Raw genomic sequence first — 20143 nt, forward strand, 5'->3', positions numbered from 1 at the left:
TCTAGGGGCGATTTGGCACTCGTGCAACGTGAGTGCCAACACTTCGACACGGGGTGCTAGCGTGGCCGGGTGGACCGCGCCGAGCTCGTCGAACTGCTCTCTCCCGAGGGCCTGCGGCTTCTCGATTCCCTGCCCGAGTGGCACGCCAAGGACGACGTCGTCGCCGCCGTGTCCGACCTGCGCCGGCGGGGCTACTCCCCCGCGCTGGTCGCGGCCGTGCTCACGCAGTCCAAGCTTCGAGCCAAGGCGCGTGCGAAGTTCGGCGACTTCGCCGGTCGCATGCTCTTCACCGAGGCCGGCCTCGAGCAGGCCACCCGCCTCCGCGTCGCAGCCCTGCACGCGGGCCGGTTCGCCCGCGCCGGCATCGGCCACGTGGCCGACCTCGGCTGCGGCATCGGCGGCGACTCGCTGGCACTCGCCGCCGTCGACCTCGAGGTCACGGCCGCCGAGGCGGACGAGGTCACCGCGGCCGTCGCCGCCTACAACCTGACGCCCTTCGAGAAGGCGCGCGTCGTGCACGAACGCGCCGAAGACGTGCACCTCGGCGGCATCGGCGGGGCCTGGCTCGATCCGGCCAGGCGGGTCACGGGCGGCGGTCGCACGAGACGGCTCGCGGATGCCTCCGACTACACGCCCGGCCTCGACTTCGCGTTCGGCCTGGCCGACCGCATGGCCGTCGGCGTCAAGCTGGGTCCCGGGACCGATCGTGAGGTGATCCCGGCGGGCGCCGAGGCGCAGTGGGTCTCCGTGGGCGGCGACGTCGTCGAGCTCGGGGTGTGGTTCGGCGCGGTCGCGAGGCCCGGCGTCGGTCGCGCGGCGCTCATCGTCGGCGACCACGGCGCCGACGAGCTGACGGCCGCCGCCGACAGCGAGGACGCGCCCGTCGGCCCGCTCGGCGAGTACCTCTACGAACCCGACGGCGCCGTCATCCGAGCACGGCTGATCGGCGACCTCGCCCGCTCCAAGGGGGCGTGGATGCTCTCGAACGGCATCGCCTACCTCACCGCCGACACGGCCTTCGACTCGCCGTTCGCACAGGGGTTCCGCGTGCTCGAGCGACTCCCGGTCGACGAGCGCCAGCTCCGCCAGGCGCTCCGTGCACGGGGCATCGGCACCCTCGAGATCAAGAAGCGCGGCTCCGACATCGACCCCGCGACGCTCCGGACACGGCTGAAACTGCAGGGTGCGGCATCCGCGACGCTCGTGATGACGCGTGAGGAGGGCCGTCATGTGGCCCTGCTCGTCGAGCGGCTGCCGCGGGGCGCCGCTCAGGTCTCCAGCGCGCCGTAGACGATCGCGTAGTAGCCGATCCACACGGCGGAGAAGACGAGTCCGCCGACGCCGGTGCCGATGGCCACGAACGCCAGCGTGCGCCCGTGCTCCTCGCGGCGCAGGCCGAAGACGCCGAAGATGATCGCCGCGATCGATAGCGGCAGCATCCAGCCGACGAAGAGGGAGGCGGCGGCGCCGATGACGCCGAGGACCGCGCCGACCCAGCTGTAGACGCGGCGCTGGGTCTCCTCCTCGACGAGGTCGGCGGGCTCCTCGTAGGTCTCGGGGCGGTGCACGATCAGCAGCTGCCCGGTCGGCACCGTTCGGAGCTCCCCGGTGTCGAGCGGGCGGTCGAACGGGCGCGGCGCGACCGCGAGCGGGAGCGGGGCGCCCGTCGTCGGGTCGACCGTCGGGAGCGGCTCCATCGGCAGCAGTTCCTCGGTTCGTTCCACCCGCGACGGAACCGCGGTACCGGATGCCTCGGTCGAGGCATCCGGTACCGCGGGATTCCGGAACGGGTCGGTCATCGTGCTCAGTAGTACGTGTACTCGTTCGAGGAGGCGGCGATGAAGATCGCCCACAGCAGGATCGAGATCAGCCCGATCGCGACCCCGACGAAGCCCAGGACGATACCGGTCAGCCACATTCCCTTGGCCGCCGGCTCGCGCTTGCGCCCGATGAAGCCGAGGACCACCGCGGCAGCGGGGATGAACAGCTGCATGATGCCGCCGATGATGGGGATGAAGACGACGAAGAACCCGATGAGCCCCACGATGCCCGCGATGAGCGAGATGAGGCTGTAGACGGGCGTCGGCTTCGACGGCGATGACGAGCCGTAGGGGTTCGCGGCACCCTCTCCGTACGTGGGGGCCGCGGCCTGGGGCGCGCCGTACGGCGACGAGCCGTCCGCCGAGCCGTAGGCCGGGGGCCCGGAGGCCGGAGGGGGCGGCGGAGGCGGCGGGGTCGCCGCGCTGTAGGACGGCGGGACGGGCGGCGCCGGGGGCGCCGGGGCCTCGGGTGCTGCCGGAGGGTTCGGTGCGCTCGGCACCTCGGGCGCACCTGGCGTCTCGGGTGCGTCGGGCGTACCCGGCGTGTTCGGGTCTGCTGCGCCTGCTGGGAGGTTCGGATCGCTCATGGGCTCGTCTTCCGTCTCTGCTTCCGGATCAGTAGGTGTACGACCCGTTGACCGCGGCCAGCGAGGCGAAGAGCACGATCGTCACGATGATGATGATCACCGAGATCACGATGCCGATGTAACCGATGACGAGGCCGGCGATCGCCATGCCCCGCCCCTGCTCACCCGTCTTCTTGATCTGTCCGAGCGAGATGTGGCCGCAGATGATGCCGACCAGGAACCCGACGCCGGTGAAGAAGCCGACCAGGGAGGCGACGAGCGACACGATCGCGAGGACGTTCGTCTTCGGGGCCTCGGGAACCGCGCCGTACGCCGGCGCGCCGTACGAGGGCGCCCCAGCACCGTAGGCGGGGGCGGGAGGTGCCGGAGGCGCGGATGCCGCGGCACCGAAGTCGACGGCCGGCGCGGCCGGGGGCGCGGTGGGCGCGTCGACGAAGAGCGGCTCCTCGGGAGCGGCGGGGGTCGAGGCTGCCGTCGTGGCGGACTCGGACGTCTCGGGAAGATCGGGTGCGGACGGGACGTCGGGCGTGCCTTCGGGCTTGCTCGGTACGTTCGGATCGGTCACGATGATCTCCTCGATGCTGTGCCGAACCAGGTCGTGGCCCGGTTCGGATCGATGCGTGCGGAAGCGACGTCCGCCCCCCGTTCGCCACTTTAGCGCGGGAGACCCGCCCCGCACACCTGTGACGGCGTCGTCAGGAGACCTGGACCTCGGTCGCCGGCAGCGTGGAGTCGGCGCCGAACGAGAGGCCGGAGGGCTCGTGTCCGGCCATGATGAGCTGGGCGCCGAGTGCGGCGATCATCGCGCCGTTGTCGGTGCAGAGCGACAGCGGCGGGATGCGCAGCGCCACGCCCGCGGCATCCGCTCGCTCCTGCGCGAGCTCGCGGAGGCGTGCGTTGGCGACGACGCCGCCGCCGAGCAGGAGTCGCGGGACCCCGAGGTCGGTGCACGCCGCCACCGCCTTCGTCACGAGCACGTCGGCGACCGCCTCGCGGAAGCTCGCCGCGACGTCGGCGATCGGCACCGGTTCGCCGGCGGCCTCGCGCTGCTCGACCCATCTCGCGACCGCGGTCTTCAGGCCCGAGAAGCTGAAGTCGTAGCGGTGCGCCGCCTGGTCCTTCGCCTGCGTGAGGCCGCGCGGGAAGCGGATCGCCTTCGGGTCTCCGCCGGCGGCCGCCCGATCGATCTCGGGCCCGCCCGGATACGGCAGTCCGAGGACGCGCGCGACCTTGTCGAACGCCTCGCCGGCGGCATCGTCGACGGTCTCGCCGAGCAGTTCGACGTCGGAGACGAGGTCGCGTACGACGAGGAGCGACGTGTGACCCCCGGAGACCAGGAGGGCGATCGTCGGCGTCTCGAGCGGCGCATCGGCATCGAGGAGGTCGGCCCCCACGTGACCCACGAGGTGGTTGACCGCGTAGATCGGGCGCTCGATCGCGAGCGCGAGGGCCTTCGCGGCTCCGACGCCGACCATCAACGCACCCGCGAGGCCCGGCCCGCTGGTCACGGCGACCGCGTCGAGTTCGTCCAGCGTCACGCCGGACTCCTCGAGCGCAGCCTCGATGGTCGGGCCGAGCGCCTCGAGATGTGCCCTGGCGGCGACCTCCGGCACGACGCCGCCGTAGCGCGCATGCTCGTCCATCGAGGAGGCGATGACGTTGGCGAGCAGGCTCGTGCCGCGCACGATGCCGATGCCGGTCTCGTCGCAGGAGGTCTCGATGCCGAGCACGAGAGGTTGGTCGCGGTTCATGCCGTCTCCCCGGTGCTGGACGGTCGGATGCCGCGTGCCGGCGTCGTCGCGGTGCCCGGGACCTGCCGGCGGGCCGTCGGAGCGTCGGATGCCGCGGGGCGGGTCACCGCCTCGGGGACGTCGAGCCGCATGGCGATCGCGTCGACGCCGTCGGGCTGGTAGTAGCCGCGGCGGACGCCGATCTCGACGAACCCGAGGGAGTCGTAGAGCGCCTTCGCGATCGGGTTGTCGGCCCGCACCTCGAGGAACACGCGGGCGACGCGCATGCGCCTGGCGTGCGTGATGAGCGCGTGCATGAGCCCGCGGCCCAGGCCGATGCCGCGGGTGAACGGCGCGACGGCGATCGTCTGGACATCGGCGTCTCCGGTGCCGGCGGGGGCGTACAGCCCCGCGTAGCCGAGCAGTCGCTCGTCGGGGTTCTCGGCATCCTCGTCGACGGCGACGAGGTAGTAGCCGTGCTCCCCCTCGATCTCGGCACGCATCATCTGCTCCGACCAGGCGTCGTTCGCGAACGTCGCGCGTTCGAGCGTCATGATCGGGGCGACGTCGTCGAGGCGCGCGCGGCGCATGAACACGCTCATCGCAGCACCCGCTTCCCGGCGGACGGCGTGACGTCGGGGGCACGGAGGTAGAGCGGGGCGTCACCGGTCAGCGGCAGCCGCCCGGCCGCGAAGGCCAGTTCCGCGACCATGCCGATGCCGCCGGCCGAGACGGTGCTCGCGTCCACGCGCGCACCGTCGCGCTCGGGCACCTCGTCGCGGGGCACGAGCTGCGGCCCGACCGCACGGATCGGGAGACCCGCGTCGTCGAGCCCGTCGTAGGCGGAGACGGCGAACTCACGGCGGCGGGCATCGGTCACGACCTGCATCGGGCCGTCGCCGCCCTCGTGGTACCAGAGCCAGGCGACCGCGTCGTGGCTGACGACCGGCACGAACGGGCGCCGGATCCCGAGGGCGAACGCATGTGCGGCGGCGATGCCCACCCGCAGGCCGGTGAACGGGCCCGGCCCCATGCCCCCGGCGACGCCGGAGAGCCGCGACGGGGTGATGGACGCCGCAGCGAGCGCCTGCCGGATCAGGTCGCCCACGACCTCGGCGTGCCGCATGGTGTCTGGTGTCCCGGCTTCGGCGATCACGCCGGCCCCATGGTCGACCACGGCGACGCTCGTGCCCGTCGAGGTGTCGATCGCGAGCAGCATGGGTCAAGCCTACCGAGGGTCCGCGTACGAGGTGGCCGCCCACCTCGGGCCGAAGCCGCGGACCGAGACGACCCGTGGCTCGTCGGCCCCGAGGAACTCGGCGTCGGCGTCGTCGAGGACGGGCCCGTCGCCGGCGTGCGGCGTCTGCCCGGCGACATCCCCTGCGGCGCCACCCGCCGCGCCCTGCGGCCGTTCGATCTCGACCTCGAGCCAGGACGGGCTCACGTCGTCGAGCAGGCCCGCGCCCCATTCGACGACGACGACCGAACCGGCGAAGTCGAGGTCGAGGTCCTCGACGAGCTCTGGGCTGCCGAGCCGGTAGGCGTCGACGTGGACCAGTGGCGGTCCTCCGACGAGACTCGGATGCGTACGGGCCAGGACGAAGGTCGGCGACTGCACGGGCCCGCGCACCCCGAGCCCGGCGCCGATGCCCCGCGTGAGGGTCGTCTTGCCCGCGCCGAGCGGACCGGTCAGCACCAGCAGGTCGCCCGCGCGCAGCTGCGCACCGAGGTCGCGCCCGAACGCCTCCATGCCCGCGGCATCCGCGATCTCGAGCCGCATCAGGCGCGCCCCTCGTAGGTGCGGACGACGCGCGTGCCGATGCGCGTGACGATCTCGTAGCCGATCGTGTCGGCGGCCGCGGCCCAGTCGTCGGCCGATGGCGCTCCCGATGCGGGATCTCCGAAGAGCACGACGGGATCCCCGACTGCCACGGCGTCCTCGCCGACGTCGACGACGAACTGGTCCATGGCGATGCGCCCGACCACCGGACGGCGGCGGCCGGCGAGCAGGACCTCGCCTCGGCCGGAGGCCTGCCGCGGGATCCCATCGGCGTAGCCGAGCGGGACGAGGGCGAGGGTGGTCGCGCGGGGCGCGTGCCACGTGTGGTCGTACGAGACGCCCGTGCCCGGCTCGACGCGTCGCACGGCGATGATCCGCCCGCGCAACGTCATGGCCGGGGTCAGGCCCAGGTCGGCGGCCGTGGTGCCGTCGCCGTACGGCGTCACCCCGTAGGTGCCGATGCCGATGCGGACGAGGTCGAACCGCGCCTCGGGCAGCCGGAGCGCAGCCGCGGTCGACGCGAGGTGCCTGACCTCGGGCGCGAGTCCGGCAGCGGATGCCGCCGCGAGCGCGCGCTCGAACGACGCCAGCTGCGCGGCATCCGTCTCGGCGCTGGTGTTCGCGAGATGGCTGAACACGCCCCTGACCCGGATGCGGCCGGCCCGCTCGTGCGCGGCGGCGGCCTGGACCACGGCCTGCCACTGCTCGGGGGGAACGCCGTTGCGGCTGAGGCCGGTGTCGATCTTGAGGTGCACGTTCGCGGTCGTGGTCGCCTCGGCCGCGACGCGTGCGGCGGACTCGAGCTGGTCGAGCGAGGAGATGCCGAGGTCGACGTCGCGCTCGACGGCTCGCGCGAACGGCGCGTCGGCGTCGTGGAGCCAGGCGAGCACCGGCGCGGTGATGCCGGCGTCTCGGAGGGCGAAGGCCTCGGCGAGATCCGCGACGCCGAGCCAGGTCGCGCCGGCCCGGAGGGCCGCCTCGGCGACGGGCACCGCGCCGTGGCCGTAGGCATCGGCCTTGACCACGACCATGACCGCCGCCGGGTGCACGCGTTCGGCGATCGTGGAGACGTTGCGACGAACCGCATCGAGGTCGATGCGGGCCTCGCGTACGAGCTCGACCGCGCGTGCCTCGGCGGCCTCCGCCTCGCGGGGCGGCGTCACGCCGGATCCCCGGTCTCGAGGATCACGAATGCGCTCGCGATGCCCGCGTCGTGGCTCATCGACAGGTGCACCCGAGCGACGCCAAGCGAACGCACATGCTCGGCGAGCCCGCCGGAGAGCTCGAAGTCGGGGTTGCCCTCGGCGTCCTGCACGATCCTCATCTCGTGCCAGCGGACCACGGCGTGACCGCCGAGCGCCTTGATGAGCGACTCCTTCGCGGCGAACCGGGCGGCGAGCGATCGAGCGGGCCGACCGCGTTCGCTCTGGGCGAACAGGCGCTCGACGAGGGCCGGGGTCCGCGCGATCGACCGCTCGAACCGGGCGATGTCGACCACGTCGATGCCGATGCCGATGATCACGAGGACGCCCCCGACGGACTCACTCCACCGTCACCGACTTCGCGAGGTTGCGCGGCTGGTCGACGTCGAGCCCCTTGGCCTGCGACAACTCCATGGCGAAGACCTGCAGGGGCACGACGGCGAGGAGCGGCTCGAACAGGGGCGCGGCGAGGGGAATGCGGATGACCTCGTCGGCGAAGGGGAGCACCGCGGCGTCGCCGGCCTCGGCGATCGCGATGACGCGCGCGCCACGAGCGCGGATCTCCTGGATGTTCGAGACGACCTTCGGATGCAGGCTGGCCGAGCCTCGCGGGCTCGGAACCACGACGAACACCGGCTGGCCGGGTTCGATGAGGGCGATCGGACCGTGCTTCAGCTCGCCGGCGGCGAAGCCCTCGGCATGGATGTAGGCGAGTTCCTTGAGCTTCAGCGCGCCCTCGAGCGCGATCGGGAACCCGACATGGCGACCCAGGAACAGCACGGAGCGGGTGTCGGCCATCCAGTGCGCCAACTGCGCGACGCGCTCGGACTCACCGAGCACCGTCTCGATCTTGGCGGGGATCTCCTGCAACTCGGTGAGCGCCTCGGTGAGCGCCTCGCGGGAGAGCGTGCCCCGCACGCGCGCCAGGTGCAGCCCGAACAGGTACAGCGCCGTGATCTGTGCGACGAACGCCTTCGTGGAGGCGACCGCGACCTCCGGACCGGCATGCGTGTAGACGACGGCATCCGACTCGCGCGGGATCGTCGCGCCCTGCGTGTTGCAGATCGAGATGGTGCGGGCACCCTGCTCGCGGGCGTACTTGACCGCCATCAGGGTGTCCATGGTCTCGCCGGACTGGCTGATCGAGAGCACCAGGGTGGTGTCGTCGATGACGGGCTCCCGGTAGCGGAACTCATGGCTCAGCTCGACCTCGACGGGCACGCGCGCCCACTGCTCGATCGCGTACTTCGCCACGAGACCGGCATAGGACGCGGTGCCGCAGGCGACGATCGTGATGCGCCGGATGCCGCGGAGCTCGTCATCCCCGAAGGACTCCAACTCGGGGATGTGCACCTCGCCCTCGACGATCCGGCCCCGGATCGTGTTCGCGACGGCCTCTGGCTGCTCCGAGACCTCCTTGCGCATGAAGGAGCTCCACCCGCCCTTCTCGGCCGCCGAGGCGTCCCAGGCCACCTCGAAGGGCTCGACCTCGACCGGCACGCCGTCGAAGTCGGTGACGACGACGTCGTCGGCCGTGATCGCGACGATCTGGTCCTGGCCGATCGCGACGGCGCGCTTGGTGTACTCGACGAAGGCGGCGACATCCGACCCGAAGAAGTTCTCGCCCTCGCCGAGGCCGATCACCAGCGGCGAGTTGCGACGGGCGCCGACGACGAGCCCGGGCGCATCGCGGTGCACCGCGAGGAGCGTGAACGCGCCCTCGAGCCGGCCGACGGTCGCGCGGAACGCCTCGCGGAGGTCGCCCGTGCGGCGGACCTCGCGGCCGAGCAGCACCGCGGCCACCTCGGTGTCGGTCTCGGACTCGAACGTGTGGCCCTCGGCCTCGAGCTCCTGCTTGAGCTCGGAGAAGTTCTCGATGATGCCGTTGTGGATCAGGGCGAGGCGGCCCTCGTCGCCGAGGTGCGGGTGGGCGTTGCGGTCGGTCGGCCCGCCGTGGGTCGCCCACCTCGTGTGCCCGATGCCGGTGCGCCCCGCATGCAGCGGATTCGCCGCGAGCTCGTCGGCGAGCACCTTGAGCTTGCCCGCGCGCTTGGCGGTCTCGATCGCGCCGTCGTCGTCGACGATCGCCACTCCCGCCGAGTCGTAGCCGCGATATTCGAGGCGCTTCAGGCCGCCCATGAGCACGTCGACGCTGCTGCGAGCCCCGACGTAACCGACAATTCCACACATGGGCTCGATTCTACGTGGCCGGACCGAGCCGCCCGCCCGCCCGTCTCCGAACGCCGGGACCGGCGACACTAGACTGTCGAGGTGCCGGATCCGCAGACCTCGTCCACGCCCGTCACCCAGTTCTCACCGTTCATGGAACTCGGTCGGGCCGACTGGGCGGCGCTCGCGCCCTCGGTCCCCGCACCACTGAGCGAGACCGAGATCGTCCAACTGCGAGGCCTCGGCGAACCGCTGGACATGCGCGAGGTCGCCGAGGTCTACCTGCCGCTGAGCCGACTCCTGAACCTCTACGTCGGCGGCACGAAGTCGCTCCGCAGCGCGACCGGCGAGTTCCTCCGCGAGCGCGTCGAATCCACCCCCTTCGTCATCGGCGTGGCCGGTTCGGTCGCCGTGGGCAAGTCGACCATCGCTCGCGTGCTCCGCGAACTCCTGGCCCGCTGGGAGCACACCCCGCGCGTCGAACTCGTCACGACGGACGGGTTCCTGTTCCCGAACGCCGAGCTCGAACGGCGCGGCCTCATGACGCGCAAGGGATTCCCGGAGTCGTACAACCGTCGCGCACTGCTCCGTTTCGTGAGCGACGTCAAGGCCGGCGCCCCCGAGGTCCGGGCCCCCTTCTACTCGCACCTCGCCTACGACATCGTGCCCGACGCGGCCGTGACCGTGCGACGGCCCGACGTGCTCATCGTCGAGGGGCTGAACGTGCTGCAGCCGCCGGGGCCCGGCCATCGCCTCGCCGTCAGCGACCTCTTCGACTTCTCCATCTACGTCGACGCTCGCACGAGCGACATCGCGCGCTGGTACGAGGAACGGTTCCTGAAGCTCCAGCGCGGCGCGTTCGCGAACCCGCGCTCGTACTTCCACCGCTACGCGAGCCTCACCGAGGAGGAGGCGCGCACACGTGCGGGCGAGATCTGGCGCTCGATCAACGAACCGAACCTGCTCCAGAACATCCGCCCGACCCGGTCGCGGGCCTCGCTGGTGCTGCGCAAGAGCCCCGACCACTCGGTGTCGACCGTGCTGCTGCGCAAGCTCTGACGCCGTTCGGCCACGTCGCGGCATCCCACGTCCCGGCTTCGGCGCGCCGGTCGCGCTCGATCGTCGGTCGCCACGCGACACCGACCCGCCGAGGGATCAGGCGGGAAGTGCGAGCCGCACCCTGACGACCTCGGCGAGGGATGCCGCGTGGCGTTCGGCGTCGTCCTGGCTGAGCGCCTCGACCATGACGCGGACCATCGGCTCGGTGCCCGAGGGTCGGAGGAGGACGCGTCCGCCGTCGCCGAGTTCGGCCTCGACCGCCGCCACCGCGGCCGCGATCGCCTCGTCACCGGCCATGGCGTGGTGGTCGACCCCGCGCACGTTGACGAGGACCTGCGGATAGACCGTCATGACCTTCGCGAGCTCGCCGAGCGACTTGCCGGTCCGGGCCATCTCGGCGACGAGGTGGAGGCCCGTGAGCACTCCGTCGCCCGTGGTCGCGTGCTCGCTCATGATGACGTGGCCCGACTGCTCGCCGCCGAGGGCGAGCTTCTCGGCCGCGAGGGCCTCGAGCACGTACCGGTCGCCGACCTTCGTCTCGACGACCCGGATGCCGCGATCGGCCATCGCACGTCGCAGGCCGAGGTTCGACATGACCGTCACGACGAGGGTGTCGTCCGTGAGCGCGCCGCGCTCGTGCATCGCCACCGCGAGGATCGCCATGATCATGTCGCCGTCGATGATGTTGCCGTCGGCGTCGACGGCAAGGCACCGATCGGCATCGCCGTCGTGCGCGATGCCGACGTCGGCCCCGTGTTCGAGGACCGCCGCGGAGAGCAGGTCGAGGTGCGTGGATCCGACGCCGTCGTTGATGTTCATGCCGTCGGGATCGGCTCCGATGACGGTGACCTTCGCACCCGCATCGCGGAACGTCTCGGGCGACACGCCCGCTGCCGCGCCGTGCGCGCAGTCGAGCACGACGTGGATGCCGTCGAGACGGTTGGGCAGTGTGCCGAGCAGGTGCACCACGTACCGGTCCTCCGCGTCGGCGAACCGACGGATGCGGCCGACGCCGCCGCCGATGGGGGCGAGCTTCTGCTTGCCGAGGTAGGACTCGATGCGGTCCTCGACCTCGTCGGGGAGCTTCGTGCCGCCGAACGAGAAGAACTTGATGCCGTTGTCGGGCGCGGGGTTGTGCGAGGCCGAGATCATGACCCCGAAGTCGGCACCGATCGAATCGATCAGGAAGGCCGTGGCCGGGGTGGGGATGACGCCGGCATCGAGCACGTCGACGCCCGAACTGGCGAGGCCCGCCGAGACGGCGGCGGTGAGGAACTCACCTGAGACGCGCGGGTCGCGGGCGACGACCGCGACGGGGCGTTTGCCCGCGGCGCGGCGTTCATCGGCATGCCGCCCCTGCGTGAGGACGGCGGCAGCCGCCTGGGCGAGGCCCAGGGCCAGGTCAGCCGTGAGTTCACGGTTGGCCAGGCCCCGGACCCCGTCAGTTCCGAAGAGCCGGGGCATTCGGAGAACCGGAGGCCCGGATCAGCGCTTGGAGAACTGAGGTGCCTTGCGGGCCTTCTTGAGACCGGCCTTCTTGCGCTCGATGACGCGGGCGTCACGAGTGAGGAAGCCGGCCTTCTTCAGGGTCGCGCGGTTGTTCTCGCGGTCGATCTCGTTCAGCGCACGAGCGATCGCGAGGCGGAGCGCGCCGGCCTGACCCGAGGGGCCGCCGCCGGTGATCTTGCCGACCACGTCGTACGAGCCGGTGAGCTCGAGGACGGTGAAGGGGTCGGTGATGAGCTGCTGGTGCAGCTTGTTCGGGAAGTAGTCGGCGAACTCACGGCCGTTGACCGTGATGTTGCCTGCGCCCGGGACGACGCGCACGCGCGCGATGGCCTGCTTGCGACGGCCGACGGCTGCGCCGGACACGTTGAGCACGGCACGGGGGGTGGTGGGAGCGGCCGCGGGGGCGCTCTCAGTGGTGTAGCTCTCCGGAGCCGCGTCGAGCTGGTCTGCGATCTTCGCCATGGTGGTGTGAATCCTTTTCGAGAACGTCGAGGGGGCCGGAACTACTGCGCGACCTGGGTGAGGGTGTACGGCTTGGGCTGCTGAGCTGCGTGGGGGTGCTCCGCGCCTGCGTAGACCTTAAGCTTCTTGATCTGGGCGCGCCCGAGGGAGTTCTTCGGGAGCATGCCGCGGATCGCCTTCTCGACGGCGCGGACGGGGTTCTTCTCGAGGAGCTCGGCGTAGCCGACCGCCTTGAGGCCGCCCGGGTAGCCCGAGTGACGGTAGGCCTTCTTCTGCTCGAGCTTCTGGCCGGTGAGGGCCACCTTCTCGGCGTTGACGATGATGACGAAGTCACCGGTGTCCATGTGGTTCGCGAAGGTCGGCTTGTGCTTGCCGCGCAGCAGGGCTGCGGTGTGGCTCGCGAGACGGCCGAGAACGATGTCGGTGGCGTCGATGACGACCCAGTCGTGCTGGATCTCATTCGCCTTGGGGGTGTACGTGCGCGTCACAGGAGTGCTGCTTTCTGATCGAGTGAGGGGTTCGTGAATCCCACTCCGATGGGCGTTCGTCCGCGATGCGGAGGAGCGACCCGGTGGAGGGCTCAACTTCGGGCATCGACGCAGATGGCGATACCAAAGAGATAGCCTAGCCGATGACCCCGTCAACGCGCAATTCGCGACGTGCCCTCGTCTGACGCGCGCGGGCCTCGAGCTCGTCTCCCTCGGGGTAGCCGACCTCGGTCAGCACCAACCCCTTCGCCGGCATCACCTTGAAGGCGCTCGTGCGCTCGGCGGCCCGAAGGAGCGCGACCGGATCTGCAGCGTCGAGCCGCCCCTCCCCCACGGCGACGCAGGCGCCGACGAGCGCGCGGACCATCGAGTGGCAGAATGCGTCGGCCTGCAGCGATGCGACGAGCACTCCGTCCTGGCCTCTTCGCCACCGGTACACCTGCAGCGTGCGGATCGTGGTCGCCTCCTCACGCGGCTTGCAGTACGACGCGAAGTCGTGCAGGCCGATCAGTGTGCCCGCCGCGGCATCCATCGCCTCCGCATCGAGCGCCCTCGGGTAGGACACGGTGCTCCGCCTGGCGAGCGGGTCGTGGGACGCCTGGGCGTCGGCGATGCGGTACTCGTACCGCCTCCAGACGGCCGAGAACCGGGCGTCGAAGCCGTCGGGAGCAACGGATGCGCGCGTGATCACCACGTCGGAGTCCGCGCCGATGATGCCCGTGAGCCGGCGCGCGAGCACCGTGGCGGGCGAGCGCCCTTCGTCGCCGTGGCCGCGACGGGGGGCCGTGACCGTGCTGAGCGCGTGCAGCGGGAGGTCGAGGTGGGCGACCTGGCCCCTGGCGTGGACCCCCGCATCGGTCCGCCCGGCAACGGTGAGGCGCGGCCGCATCCCGACACGACGGAAGAGCGTGGCGAGCGCGTCCTCGACGACGCCCTGCACCGTGCGCAACCGCGGTTGACGGCTCCAGCCCGAGAAGTCCGTGCCGTCGTAGGCGATGTCCAGGCGGAGCCGGACGTGGTCGACGGCCGGTTCGAGAGGCCGCTCGCGGGTTGCCGAGGGCTCCCCCGAGGCATCCGACCCACTCGCGACCATACCCGCCAGCCTAGGCGTTCCCGGACCCGGTCACGGGGCCGTCATCGCGGCTCCCGTCGCCGGCCAGCGCGAACGCGGCGCCGTCTCGACGGAGCGCGCGACGTCGAGGTCTCGGACCCGTCACCCGGCACATGTCCGGACCAGTGGGCGCCGGTTGGCACCGTGCCCTCCATCGACCGGCCCGAGCCGCCGGCGCCGGGCAGGAGTCGGGCGCAGACGCGGAACGGGCCCCCGTCGCCATGGACAGGGGCCCGTTCCGGACTGCGTCGGGTGTCTACGCCTTGTCGGCGGGGGCAGCCTCTTCGGTCTCGGCCTCGACGGACTCGTCGGTCGCGTCAGCGGCCTCGGTGGTTTCGTCAGCGGGGGCGACGGCCTCATCGGCCGGAGCCTCGGCGACCGGAGCGGCAGCAGCCGGCTTGGCCGCGCGCACCTTCGGCGTCACGGGCTCGAGGACGAGCTCGATGACCGCCATGGGCGCGTTGTCGCCCTTGCGGTTGCCGATCTTCGTGATGCGGGTGTAGCCGCCCTCACGGTCGGCGACCTGCGGAGCGATGATCGTGAACAGCTCGTGGACGACGGCCTTGTCGCCGATCACGGCGAGGACGCGACGGCGGGCGTGCAGGTCGCCGCGCTTGGCGAACGTGATGAGACGCTCGGCGAGCGGACGGAGGCGCTTCGCCTTGGTCTCGGTCGTGGTGATCGACTTGTGCGTGTACAGCGCAGCTGCGAGGTTCGCGAGCATGAGCCGCTCGTGCGAAGGTCCGCCGCCGAGGCGGGGGCCCTTGGTGGGCTTCGGCATGGTTCGTTATCTCCAGTATTCGGGGGTGAGTGCGACGGGCGCGGTCGACTAGTTCTCTTCTTCGAAGCCCGTGTAGAAGTGGGCGCCGTCGAAACCGGGAACCGAGTCCTTCAGCGAAAGACCCATCTCGGTGAGCTTGTCCTTGACCTCATCCACCGACTTCTGACCGAAGTTGCGGATGTTCATGAGCTGCGACTCCGAGAGCGCGACGAGCTCGGACACGGTGTTGATGCCCTCGCGCTTGAGGCAGTTGTAGCTGCGCACCGAGAGGTCGAGGTCTTCGATCGGGATCGAGAGCTCGCTCGAGAGCACGGCGTCGACCGGCGCGGGGCCGATCTCGATGCCTTCAGCGGCGACGTTCAGCTCGCGGGCGAGACCGAACAGCTCGGTGAGCGTGCGGCCGGCCGACGCGATCGCGTCACGCGGGCTGATGGCCGGCTTCGACTCGACATCGACCACGAGGCGGTCGAAGTCGGTGCGCTCGCCGGCACGGGTGGCCTCGACGCGGTAGGTGACCTTGAGGACCGGCGAGTAGATCGAGTCGACCGGGATCTGGCCGGCCTCGGAGTACTCGTTGCGGTTCTGGCTGGCCGAGACGTAGCCGCGGCCACGCTCGATCGTGAGCTCGAGCTCGAACTTCGCCGACTCGTTGAGCGTGGCGATGACGAGCTCGGGGTTGTGCACCTCGACGCCGGCCGGAGCCGAGATGTCGGCTGCGGTGACCTCGCCGGCACCCTGCTTGCGCAGGTACGCCGTGATGGGCTCGTCGTGCTCGCTCGAGACGACCAGGTTCTTGATGTTCAGGATGATCTCGGTGACGTCTTCACGCACGCCGGGAACGGTCGAGAACTCGTGGAGCACGCCGTCGATGCGGATGCTCGTCACGGCTGCGCCCGGGATGGACGAGAGGAGCGTACGCCGGAGCGAGTTGCCCAGGGTGTAACCGAAGCCCGGCTCGAGGGGCTCGATCACGAAACGCGAACGGAACTCCGAGATGTTCTCTTCGGTGAGCGTCGGACGCTGTGCGATCAGCACTGTGGATTCCTTTCGGCAGGGTGTCCGCTATATGACACCTGCGAGTTCGAGGATCTTGAGTTGTGAGAGAACTGGTCCGCCGGTCGAGTGGGCCCCGCATGCCCGTTCCGAGACTCGCGGATGCCGCGGAGTGCTCGAGACGGGCGCGGGGCGCCACGTCGACCAGCGAGAGTGGAACTAGACGCGGCGACGCTTGGGCGGGCGGCAGCCGTTGTGAGCCTGGGGCGTCACGTCGTTGATGCTGCCGACCTCGAGGCCTGCGGCCTGAAGCGAGCGGATCGCGGTCTCACGGCCCGAGCCAGGGCCCTTGACGAAGACGTCGACCTTCTTCATGCCGTGCTCCTGCGCCTGGCGCGCGGCCGACTCGGCGGCGAGCTGAGCGGCGAACGGGGTCGACTTGCGCGAACCCTTGAAGCCGACGCCACCGGACGAAGCCCAGCTGATGACCGCACCGGTGGTGTCGGTGATCGAGACGATCGTGTTGTTGAACGTCGACTTGATGTGGGCCTGGCCCACGGCGATGTTCTTCTTTTCCTTCTTGCGCGGCTTGCGAGTAGCCGCCTTGGATGCTGCCATGTGTGAAATCTCCTAGATCTGGCGACGAGCGGTTACTTGCGGCCGGGCTTCTTCTTGCCGGCGACGGTGCGCTTCGGGCCCTTGCGGGTACGAGCGTTGGTCTTGGTGCGCTGACCGCGGACCGGAAGGCCGCGACGGTGGCGGATGCCCTCGTACGAGCCGATCTCGACCTTGCGGCGGATGTCTGCGGCAACCTCGCGGCGAAGATCGCCCTCGACCTTGTAGTTGCCCTCGATGTAGTCGCGCAGCGCGACGAGCTGCTCGTCGCTGAGGTCCTTGACGCGGATGTTCCCGTCGATGCCGGTGTCCGCGAGCGTCTTCAGCGCGCGAGTGCGGCCGACGCCGTAGATGTAGGTAAGTGCGATCTCCACGCGCTTTTCGCGCGGGATGTCGACTCCTGCAAGACGTGCCATGGGTGGCTTCTCCTGTTGTGAAGTGGAGGTGTGGAGCAGTACCGGTGCCCGGGCCTCCAACCCGAGGTGTCCCCGCGCATCCGGAGATGACGCGGTTCTGGTGCTGCCGATATGCGATGTTCAGTTATGGGTACGAGCCAGGCCCGAGGGCCGGCTCGAAAGTCTTCTGACTAGCCCTGGCGCTGCTTGTGGCGCGGGTTCTCGCAGATCACCATGACGTTGCCGTGGCGGCGGATGACCTTGCACTTGTCGCAGATGGGCTTGACGGAGGGGTTGACCTTCATGAGTGTTTCCTTGGATTCGCTGTCTTCGTGCCCGCGGGGTGCCTCGGGCCGTTACTTTCCAGCAGCGCTTACTTGTAGCGGTAGACGATGCGTCCGCGCGTCAGGTCGTAGGGGCTCAGCTCCACGATCACGCGATCCTCGGGGAGGATTCGGATGTAGTGCTGACGCATCTTGCCTGAGATGTGTGCGAGAACCTTGTGTCCGTTCGTCAACTCGACCCGGAACATTGCGTTCGGGAGAGCCTCGACGACCGAGCCTTCGATCTCGATGACGCCGTCTTTCTTGGCCATAGCCTCACTATCGCTTGGAGTTTGGGATGCTGGTCGTGCGATGATGCTTCGTGTCGGCGTCGAGGCGAGCCCGACGAGTCGTCGGGCATGCCAAGGCGCACGTGCAGAGCACCAAGGGTCAACTCTAGGTCATTCCGCGCGATTAAGCCAGTCGGGCCGGAAGTGGCCTGCTCGCCGCCGAGCGGTTTCCGATCCGGACCCGTCAGCGACCGTCCGACTCCGATACGGACGGTGCGCCCGCCGCCTCCGCCGCCGCGCGCGCCTCGACCGCTCCCTCGGCCGCCAGGGCGGCGCCGGCCATCCGCACCGCATCGACCGTGCCGTACCTCGCGAGCGCGGCGCGCACGTCGGCGAGGGCATGCGGCGACATCGACAGGCTCGTGGCTCCGAGCCCCACGAGGACGACCGCCAGCAGCGGATCCGCGGCGGCCTCCCCGCAGATGCCGACCGGCTTGCCGAGGTTCCTGCCTGCGGCGCCGACCTCACCGATGAGACGGAGAACGGCCGGATGCCACGGATCCTGCAACGCGGCGACCGAACCGAGCAACCGATCGGCCGCCATCGTGTACTGCGCGAGGTCGTTCGTGCCGATCGACGCGAAGTCGGCGACCGCGAGGACGCGGTCGGCGATGAGTGCCGCCGACGGGGTCTCGACCATGATGCCTGCGACGCGGATCCCGAGTTCGCGCGCCAACCCCGTGAAGTAGCGCGTCTCCTCGACGGTCGCGACCATCGGCGCCATCACCTCGAGCTGGGCATCCGTGGCGGCATCCGCGCGAGCGAGTGCGGTGAGCTGGTCGCGGAGCACGTGCTCCCCCGCGCGCAACGAGCGGATGCCCCGCAGCCCGAGTGCCGGGTTCGGCTCGTCGTCCGTGGCGAGGAAGGCGAGCGGCTTGTCGGCGCCCGCGTCGAGCACGCGGACCACGACCTTGCGCCCAGGGAAGGCCGCGAGAACGCGGGTGTACTGCTCCTGCTGCGCCTCGATGGACGGCGCCTCCTCGGCGTCGAGGAAGAGGAACTCTGTGCGGAAGAGTCCGACCCCCTCGGCACCGAGGCGGACCGCGTCGTCGACCGCATCGGCGGAACCGAGGTTCGCCAGGAGCGGGAGCGCTGCACCGTCGGCGAGGGCGCCGGGCCGTATCGGAGCGTCGGCACGTGCCGCGCGCTCAGCGATGCGCTCCGTGGCGGCCGCGAGGTCGTCGACGGTCGGCCCTTGCGTCACGGTTCCTGCCGCGGAATCCACGATCACCTCTTCGCCGTCTGCGAGGTGATCGGCTCCGCGGGCCCCCACGACTGCGACGAGGCCGCTCTCGCGCGCGAGGATCGCCGTATGCGAGGTCGGTCCGCCCTCCGAGGTGACCACCGCCAGTACCTGGCCCAGGTCGAGGGTGACCGCATCGGCCGGCGAGAGGTCGCGCGCCACGAGCACGAACGGATGCCCCGGATCGGGCACCCCGGGCGCCGGAACGCCGGCCAGGACCGCTCTCACCCGCTGGGAGACGTCGTCGAGGTCGGCGGCCCGCTCGGCGAGGTACCCGCCCATGCCGGCGAGCAGGTCTCGGTAGCCGGCGAACCCCTCGAACACGGCACGCTCAGCCGTCGTCCCCGTGGCGATCCGGTCGGCGACCTGGCCGGCAAGGGTCGGGTCCTTGGCCATGAGCGCCTGCGCCTCCAGGATCTCCTTGGCCGAGCCGCCGACGCGACCCCCGCGCGCCTCGAGATCGGCTGCAACGGCCGCGAGGGCTCGGTTCGCGCGCTCGATCTCGGCTTCCGTGCCGATCGCGCTCGCTCGCTCTACGGGGTCGGGCAGCGGATCCGCCATTCGGGCGACGACGCCGATCGCGACTCCCCCGCCGATGCCCGTTCCCCTGATCAGCATCCGTCGCCCTCCCGCGTCCGTTCGGAGGAGACTCGCGCACGCACGCTCCCAGCCGGCTCCCCCGCATTCACCCTAGTCCTCGGATGGATGCCTCGCGCGGGCGCGGTGGGGACGGCGCCCCTCATCGTCGGGCCGCGTCAGGAGATGGGGACCGGCACGATGCCGAGCGGGGCGAGCGCCGCGGCTCCGCCGTCCTCGGAGGTGAGCACCCAGATGCCGTCGGCGTGGACCGCGACGGAGTGCTCCCAGTGGGCGGCGTCGGCGCCGTCGGAGGTGGTGACGGTCCAGCCGTCGTCACGGATGAACGTCTCGACGGAACCCGCGACGATCATCGGCTCGATCGCGACCACGAGCCCCGGTCGCACAGCGGGGCCGCGGCGATCCACCCGATAGTTGAACACGGGCGGCTCCTCGTGCATCGAGCGGCCGATGCCGTGGCCGACGTAGTCGGTGAGGATGCCGTACTCGCCCTGGCTCTCGACGAACTCCTCGATGGCGAAGCCGACCTCGTTGAGCCGTCGCACGCTCGCGAGTGCTGCGATGCCGTGCCAGAGCGCCGCCTCAGTCACTTCGCTGAGTCGCGTCCGCGCGGCGACCACGTCCGGCCTCTCGGGGTCGGGGATCACGGTCGTGAACGCCGCGTCTCCGTTCCAGCCGTCGACCTCCGCGCCACCGTCGACGGAGACGATGTCACCGGCGCGGAAGCGCCGGTCGACGGGGATCCCGTGCACCACGTCATCGCCGACCGAGACGCAGAGCGTGTGCCGGTAGCCGGGCTCGAGCTTGAAGTTGGAGCGACCGCCTCGTTCGAGGATCGCGCGCTCCGCTGCCGCATCGAGGTCGAGACCGGTCGCGCCGGGCGCGATCAGGCGGCGGGCCTCGGCGAGGGCCGCCGCCGTCGCCTCCCCGGCCGCGCGCATCGCGCGCAACTCCTGGGGCGACTTGTAGATCGACCGGCGGAACACGCG

General features: G+C 70.9%; 24 protein-coding genes. 2 read left to right on the forward strand and 22 right to left on the reverse strand.

Going from position 1 to position 20143, the window contains the following annotated elements:
• Window positions 1–69: 69 nt before the first annotated feature.
• A complete protein-coding gene (locus GQQ95_RS16770; RefSeq protein ID WP_157428765.1) occupies window positions 70–1290 on the forward strand; it encodes a class I SAM-dependent methyltransferase in 1221 nt (406 codons plus the stop codon).
• On the opposite strand, the gene GQQ95_RS16775 is transcribed toward GQQ95_RS16770, so the two are convergent.
• The 10 genes from GQQ95_RS16775 to glmS form a co-directional block, all read right to left on the reverse strand.
• On the reverse strand, window positions 1269–1799 hold the full coding sequence (locus GQQ95_RS16775; protein WP_157428766.1) for a DUF4190 domain-containing protein: 531 nt from the start codon (window positions 1797–1799) through the stop codon (window positions 1269–1271). The genes GQQ95_RS16770 and GQQ95_RS16775 overlap by 22 nt on opposite strands.
• Before the next feature lie 5 nt (window positions 1800–1804).
• A complete protein-coding gene (locus GQQ95_RS16780) occupies window positions 1805–2407 on the reverse strand; it encodes a DUF4190 domain-containing protein (RefSeq protein ID WP_157428767.1) in 603 nt (200 codons plus the stop codon).
• A 28-nt stretch (window positions 2408–2435) separates the two neighbouring features.
• A complete protein-coding gene (locus GQQ95_RS16785) occupies window positions 2436–2972 on the reverse strand; it encodes a DUF4190 domain-containing protein (RefSeq protein ID WP_170297110.1) in 537 nt (178 codons plus the stop codon).
• Between the two features lie 130 nt (window positions 2973–3102).
• Window positions 3103–4158 carry a tRNA (adenosine(37)-N6)-threonylcarbamoyltransferase complex transferase subunit TsaD gene (gene tsaD / locus GQQ95_RS16790; RefSeq protein WP_157428769.1) on the reverse strand — a complete coding sequence of 352 codons (1056 nt, stop codon included), beginning with the start codon at window positions 4156–4158 and terminating at the stop codon, window positions 3103–3105.
• Window positions 4155–4739, reverse strand: a complete 585-nt coding sequence (gene rimI, locus GQQ95_RS16795) for a ribosomal protein S18-alanine N-acetyltransferase (protein ID WP_157428770.1) — start codon at window positions 4737–4739, stop codon at window positions 4155–4157. The genes tsaD and rimI overlap by 4 nt, the downstream gene beginning before the upstream one ends.
• Window positions 4736–5356, reverse strand: coding sequence for a tRNA (adenosine(37)-N6)-threonylcarbamoyltransferase complex dimerization subunit type 1 TsaB (tsaB, locus tag GQQ95_RS16800; RefSeq protein ID WP_157428771.1), 621 nt, complete (start codon window positions 5354–5356; stop codon window positions 4736–4738). Before tsaB ends, rimI begins: the two co-directional genes overlap by 4 nt.
• 9 nt (window positions 5357–5365) lie before the next feature.
• Window positions 5366–5917, reverse strand: coding sequence for a tRNA (adenosine(37)-N6)-threonylcarbamoyltransferase complex ATPase subunit type 1 TsaE (gene tsaE, locus GQQ95_RS16805; RefSeq protein ID WP_157428772.1), 552 nt, complete (start codon window positions 5915–5917; stop codon window positions 5366–5368).
• Window positions 5917–7080, reverse strand: coding sequence for an alanine racemase (alr, locus tag GQQ95_RS16810; protein WP_157428773.1), 1164 nt, complete (start codon window positions 7078–7080; stop codon window positions 5917–5919). The genes tsaE and alr overlap by 1 nt, the downstream gene beginning before the upstream one ends.
• The gene (locus GQQ95_RS16815; protein WP_157428774.1) at window positions 7077–7439 is read right to left on the reverse strand and encodes a holo-ACP synthase; all 363 of its coding nucleotides are present in this window, start codon (window positions 7437–7439) and stop codon (window positions 7077–7079) included. Before GQQ95_RS16815 ends, alr begins: the two co-directional genes overlap by 4 nt.
• 19 nt (window positions 7440–7458) lie before the next feature.
• Window positions 7459–9309, reverse strand: a complete 1851-nt coding sequence (gene glmS, locus GQQ95_RS16820; RefSeq protein ID WP_157428775.1) for a glutamine--fructose-6-phosphate transaminase (isomerizing) — start codon at window positions 9307–9309, stop codon at window positions 7459–7461.
• A 132-nt stretch (window positions 9310–9441) separates the two neighbouring features.
• On the opposite strand from glmS, the gene coaA reads away from it, so the two are divergent.
• Window positions 9442–10347: a type I pantothenate kinase gene (gene coaA, locus GQQ95_RS16825; protein ID WP_212275540.1), complete on the forward strand. Its 906-nt coding sequence runs from the start codon at window positions 9442–9444 to the stop codon at window positions 10345–10347.
• Between the two features lie 96 nt (window positions 10348–10443).
• Here coaA and glmM read toward each other — a convergent pair whose 3' ends face one another.
• The 12 genes from glmM to map all read right to left on the reverse strand — a co-directional run bounded on the left by glmM (window position 10444) and on the right by map (window position 20140).
• Window positions 10444–11811: a phosphoglucosamine mutase gene (gene glmM, locus GQQ95_RS16830; RefSeq protein WP_157428777.1), complete on the reverse strand. Its 1368-nt coding sequence runs from the start codon at window positions 11809–11811 to the stop codon at window positions 10444–10446.
• Between the two features lie 21 nt (window positions 11812–11832).
• Complete coding sequence (rpsI, locus tag GQQ95_RS16835) at window positions 11833–12318, reverse strand: 30S ribosomal protein S9 (protein ID WP_157428778.1); 486 nt, start codon at window positions 12316–12318, stop codon at window positions 11833–11835.
• A gap of 41 nt (window positions 12319–12359) precedes the next feature.
• On the reverse strand, window positions 12360–12806 hold the full coding sequence (rplM, locus tag GQQ95_RS16840) for a 50S ribosomal protein L13 (protein WP_156999971.1): 447 nt from the start codon (window positions 12804–12806) through the stop codon (window positions 12360–12362).
• Between the two features lie 136 nt (window positions 12807–12942).
• Window positions 12943–13899, reverse strand: coding sequence for a tRNA pseudouridine(38-40) synthase TruA (truA, locus tag GQQ95_RS16845; protein ID WP_157428779.1), 957 nt, complete (start codon window positions 13897–13899; stop codon window positions 12943–12945).
• Between the two features lie 274 nt (window positions 13900–14173).
• The gene (gene rplQ, locus GQQ95_RS16850; protein WP_157428780.1) at window positions 14174–14698 is read right to left on the reverse strand and encodes a 50S ribosomal protein L17; all 525 of its coding nucleotides are present in this window, start codon (window positions 14696–14698) and stop codon (window positions 14174–14176) included.
• Window positions 14699–14746: 48 nt separating this feature from the next.
• Window positions 14747–15733, reverse strand: coding sequence for a DNA-directed RNA polymerase subunit alpha (locus GQQ95_RS16855; protein ID WP_055860115.1), 987 nt, complete (start codon window positions 15731–15733; stop codon window positions 14747–14749).
• Between the two features lie 177 nt (window positions 15734–15910).
• The gene (gene rpsK / locus GQQ95_RS16860; RefSeq protein WP_156999966.1) at window positions 15911–16309 is read right to left on the reverse strand and encodes a 30S ribosomal protein S11; all 399 of its coding nucleotides are present in this window, start codon (window positions 16307–16309) and stop codon (window positions 15911–15913) included.
• 32 nt (window positions 16310–16341) lie between these two features.
• On the reverse strand, window positions 16342–16722 hold the full coding sequence (gene rpsM, locus GQQ95_RS16865; RefSeq protein ID WP_157428781.1) for a 30S ribosomal protein S13: 381 nt from the start codon (window positions 16720–16722) through the stop codon (window positions 16342–16344).
• Window positions 16723–16892: 170 nt separating this feature from the next.
• Window positions 16893–17006, reverse strand: coding sequence for a 50S ribosomal protein L36 (gene rpmJ / locus GQQ95_RS16870; RefSeq protein ID WP_047561540.1), 114 nt, complete (start codon window positions 17004–17006; stop codon window positions 16893–16895).
• A 68-nt stretch (window positions 17007–17074) separates the two neighbouring features.
• On the reverse strand, window positions 17075–17296 hold the full coding sequence (gene infA / locus GQQ95_RS16875) for a translation initiation factor IF-1 (protein WP_021759551.1): 222 nt from the start codon (window positions 17294–17296) through the stop codon (window positions 17075–17077).
• A gap of 202 nt (window positions 17297–17498) precedes the next feature.
• Window positions 17499–19175, reverse strand: a complete 1677-nt coding sequence (gene ptsP / locus GQQ95_RS16880) for a phosphoenolpyruvate--protein phosphotransferase (RefSeq protein WP_157428782.1) — start codon at window positions 19173–19175, stop codon at window positions 17499–17501.
• Between the two features lie 137 nt (window positions 19176–19312).
• Window positions 19313–20140, reverse strand: coding sequence for a type I methionyl aminopeptidase (map, locus tag GQQ95_RS16885; protein ID WP_281352039.1), 828 nt, complete (start codon window positions 20138–20140; stop codon window positions 19313–19315).
• Window positions 20141–20143: the final 3 nt, after the last annotated feature.

It is taken from the genome of Agromyces salentinus (genome assembly GCF_009749395.1).
GTDB classification, from domain to species: Bacteria; Actinomycetota; Actinomycetes; order Actinomycetales; family Microbacteriaceae; genus Agromyces; species Agromyces salentinus.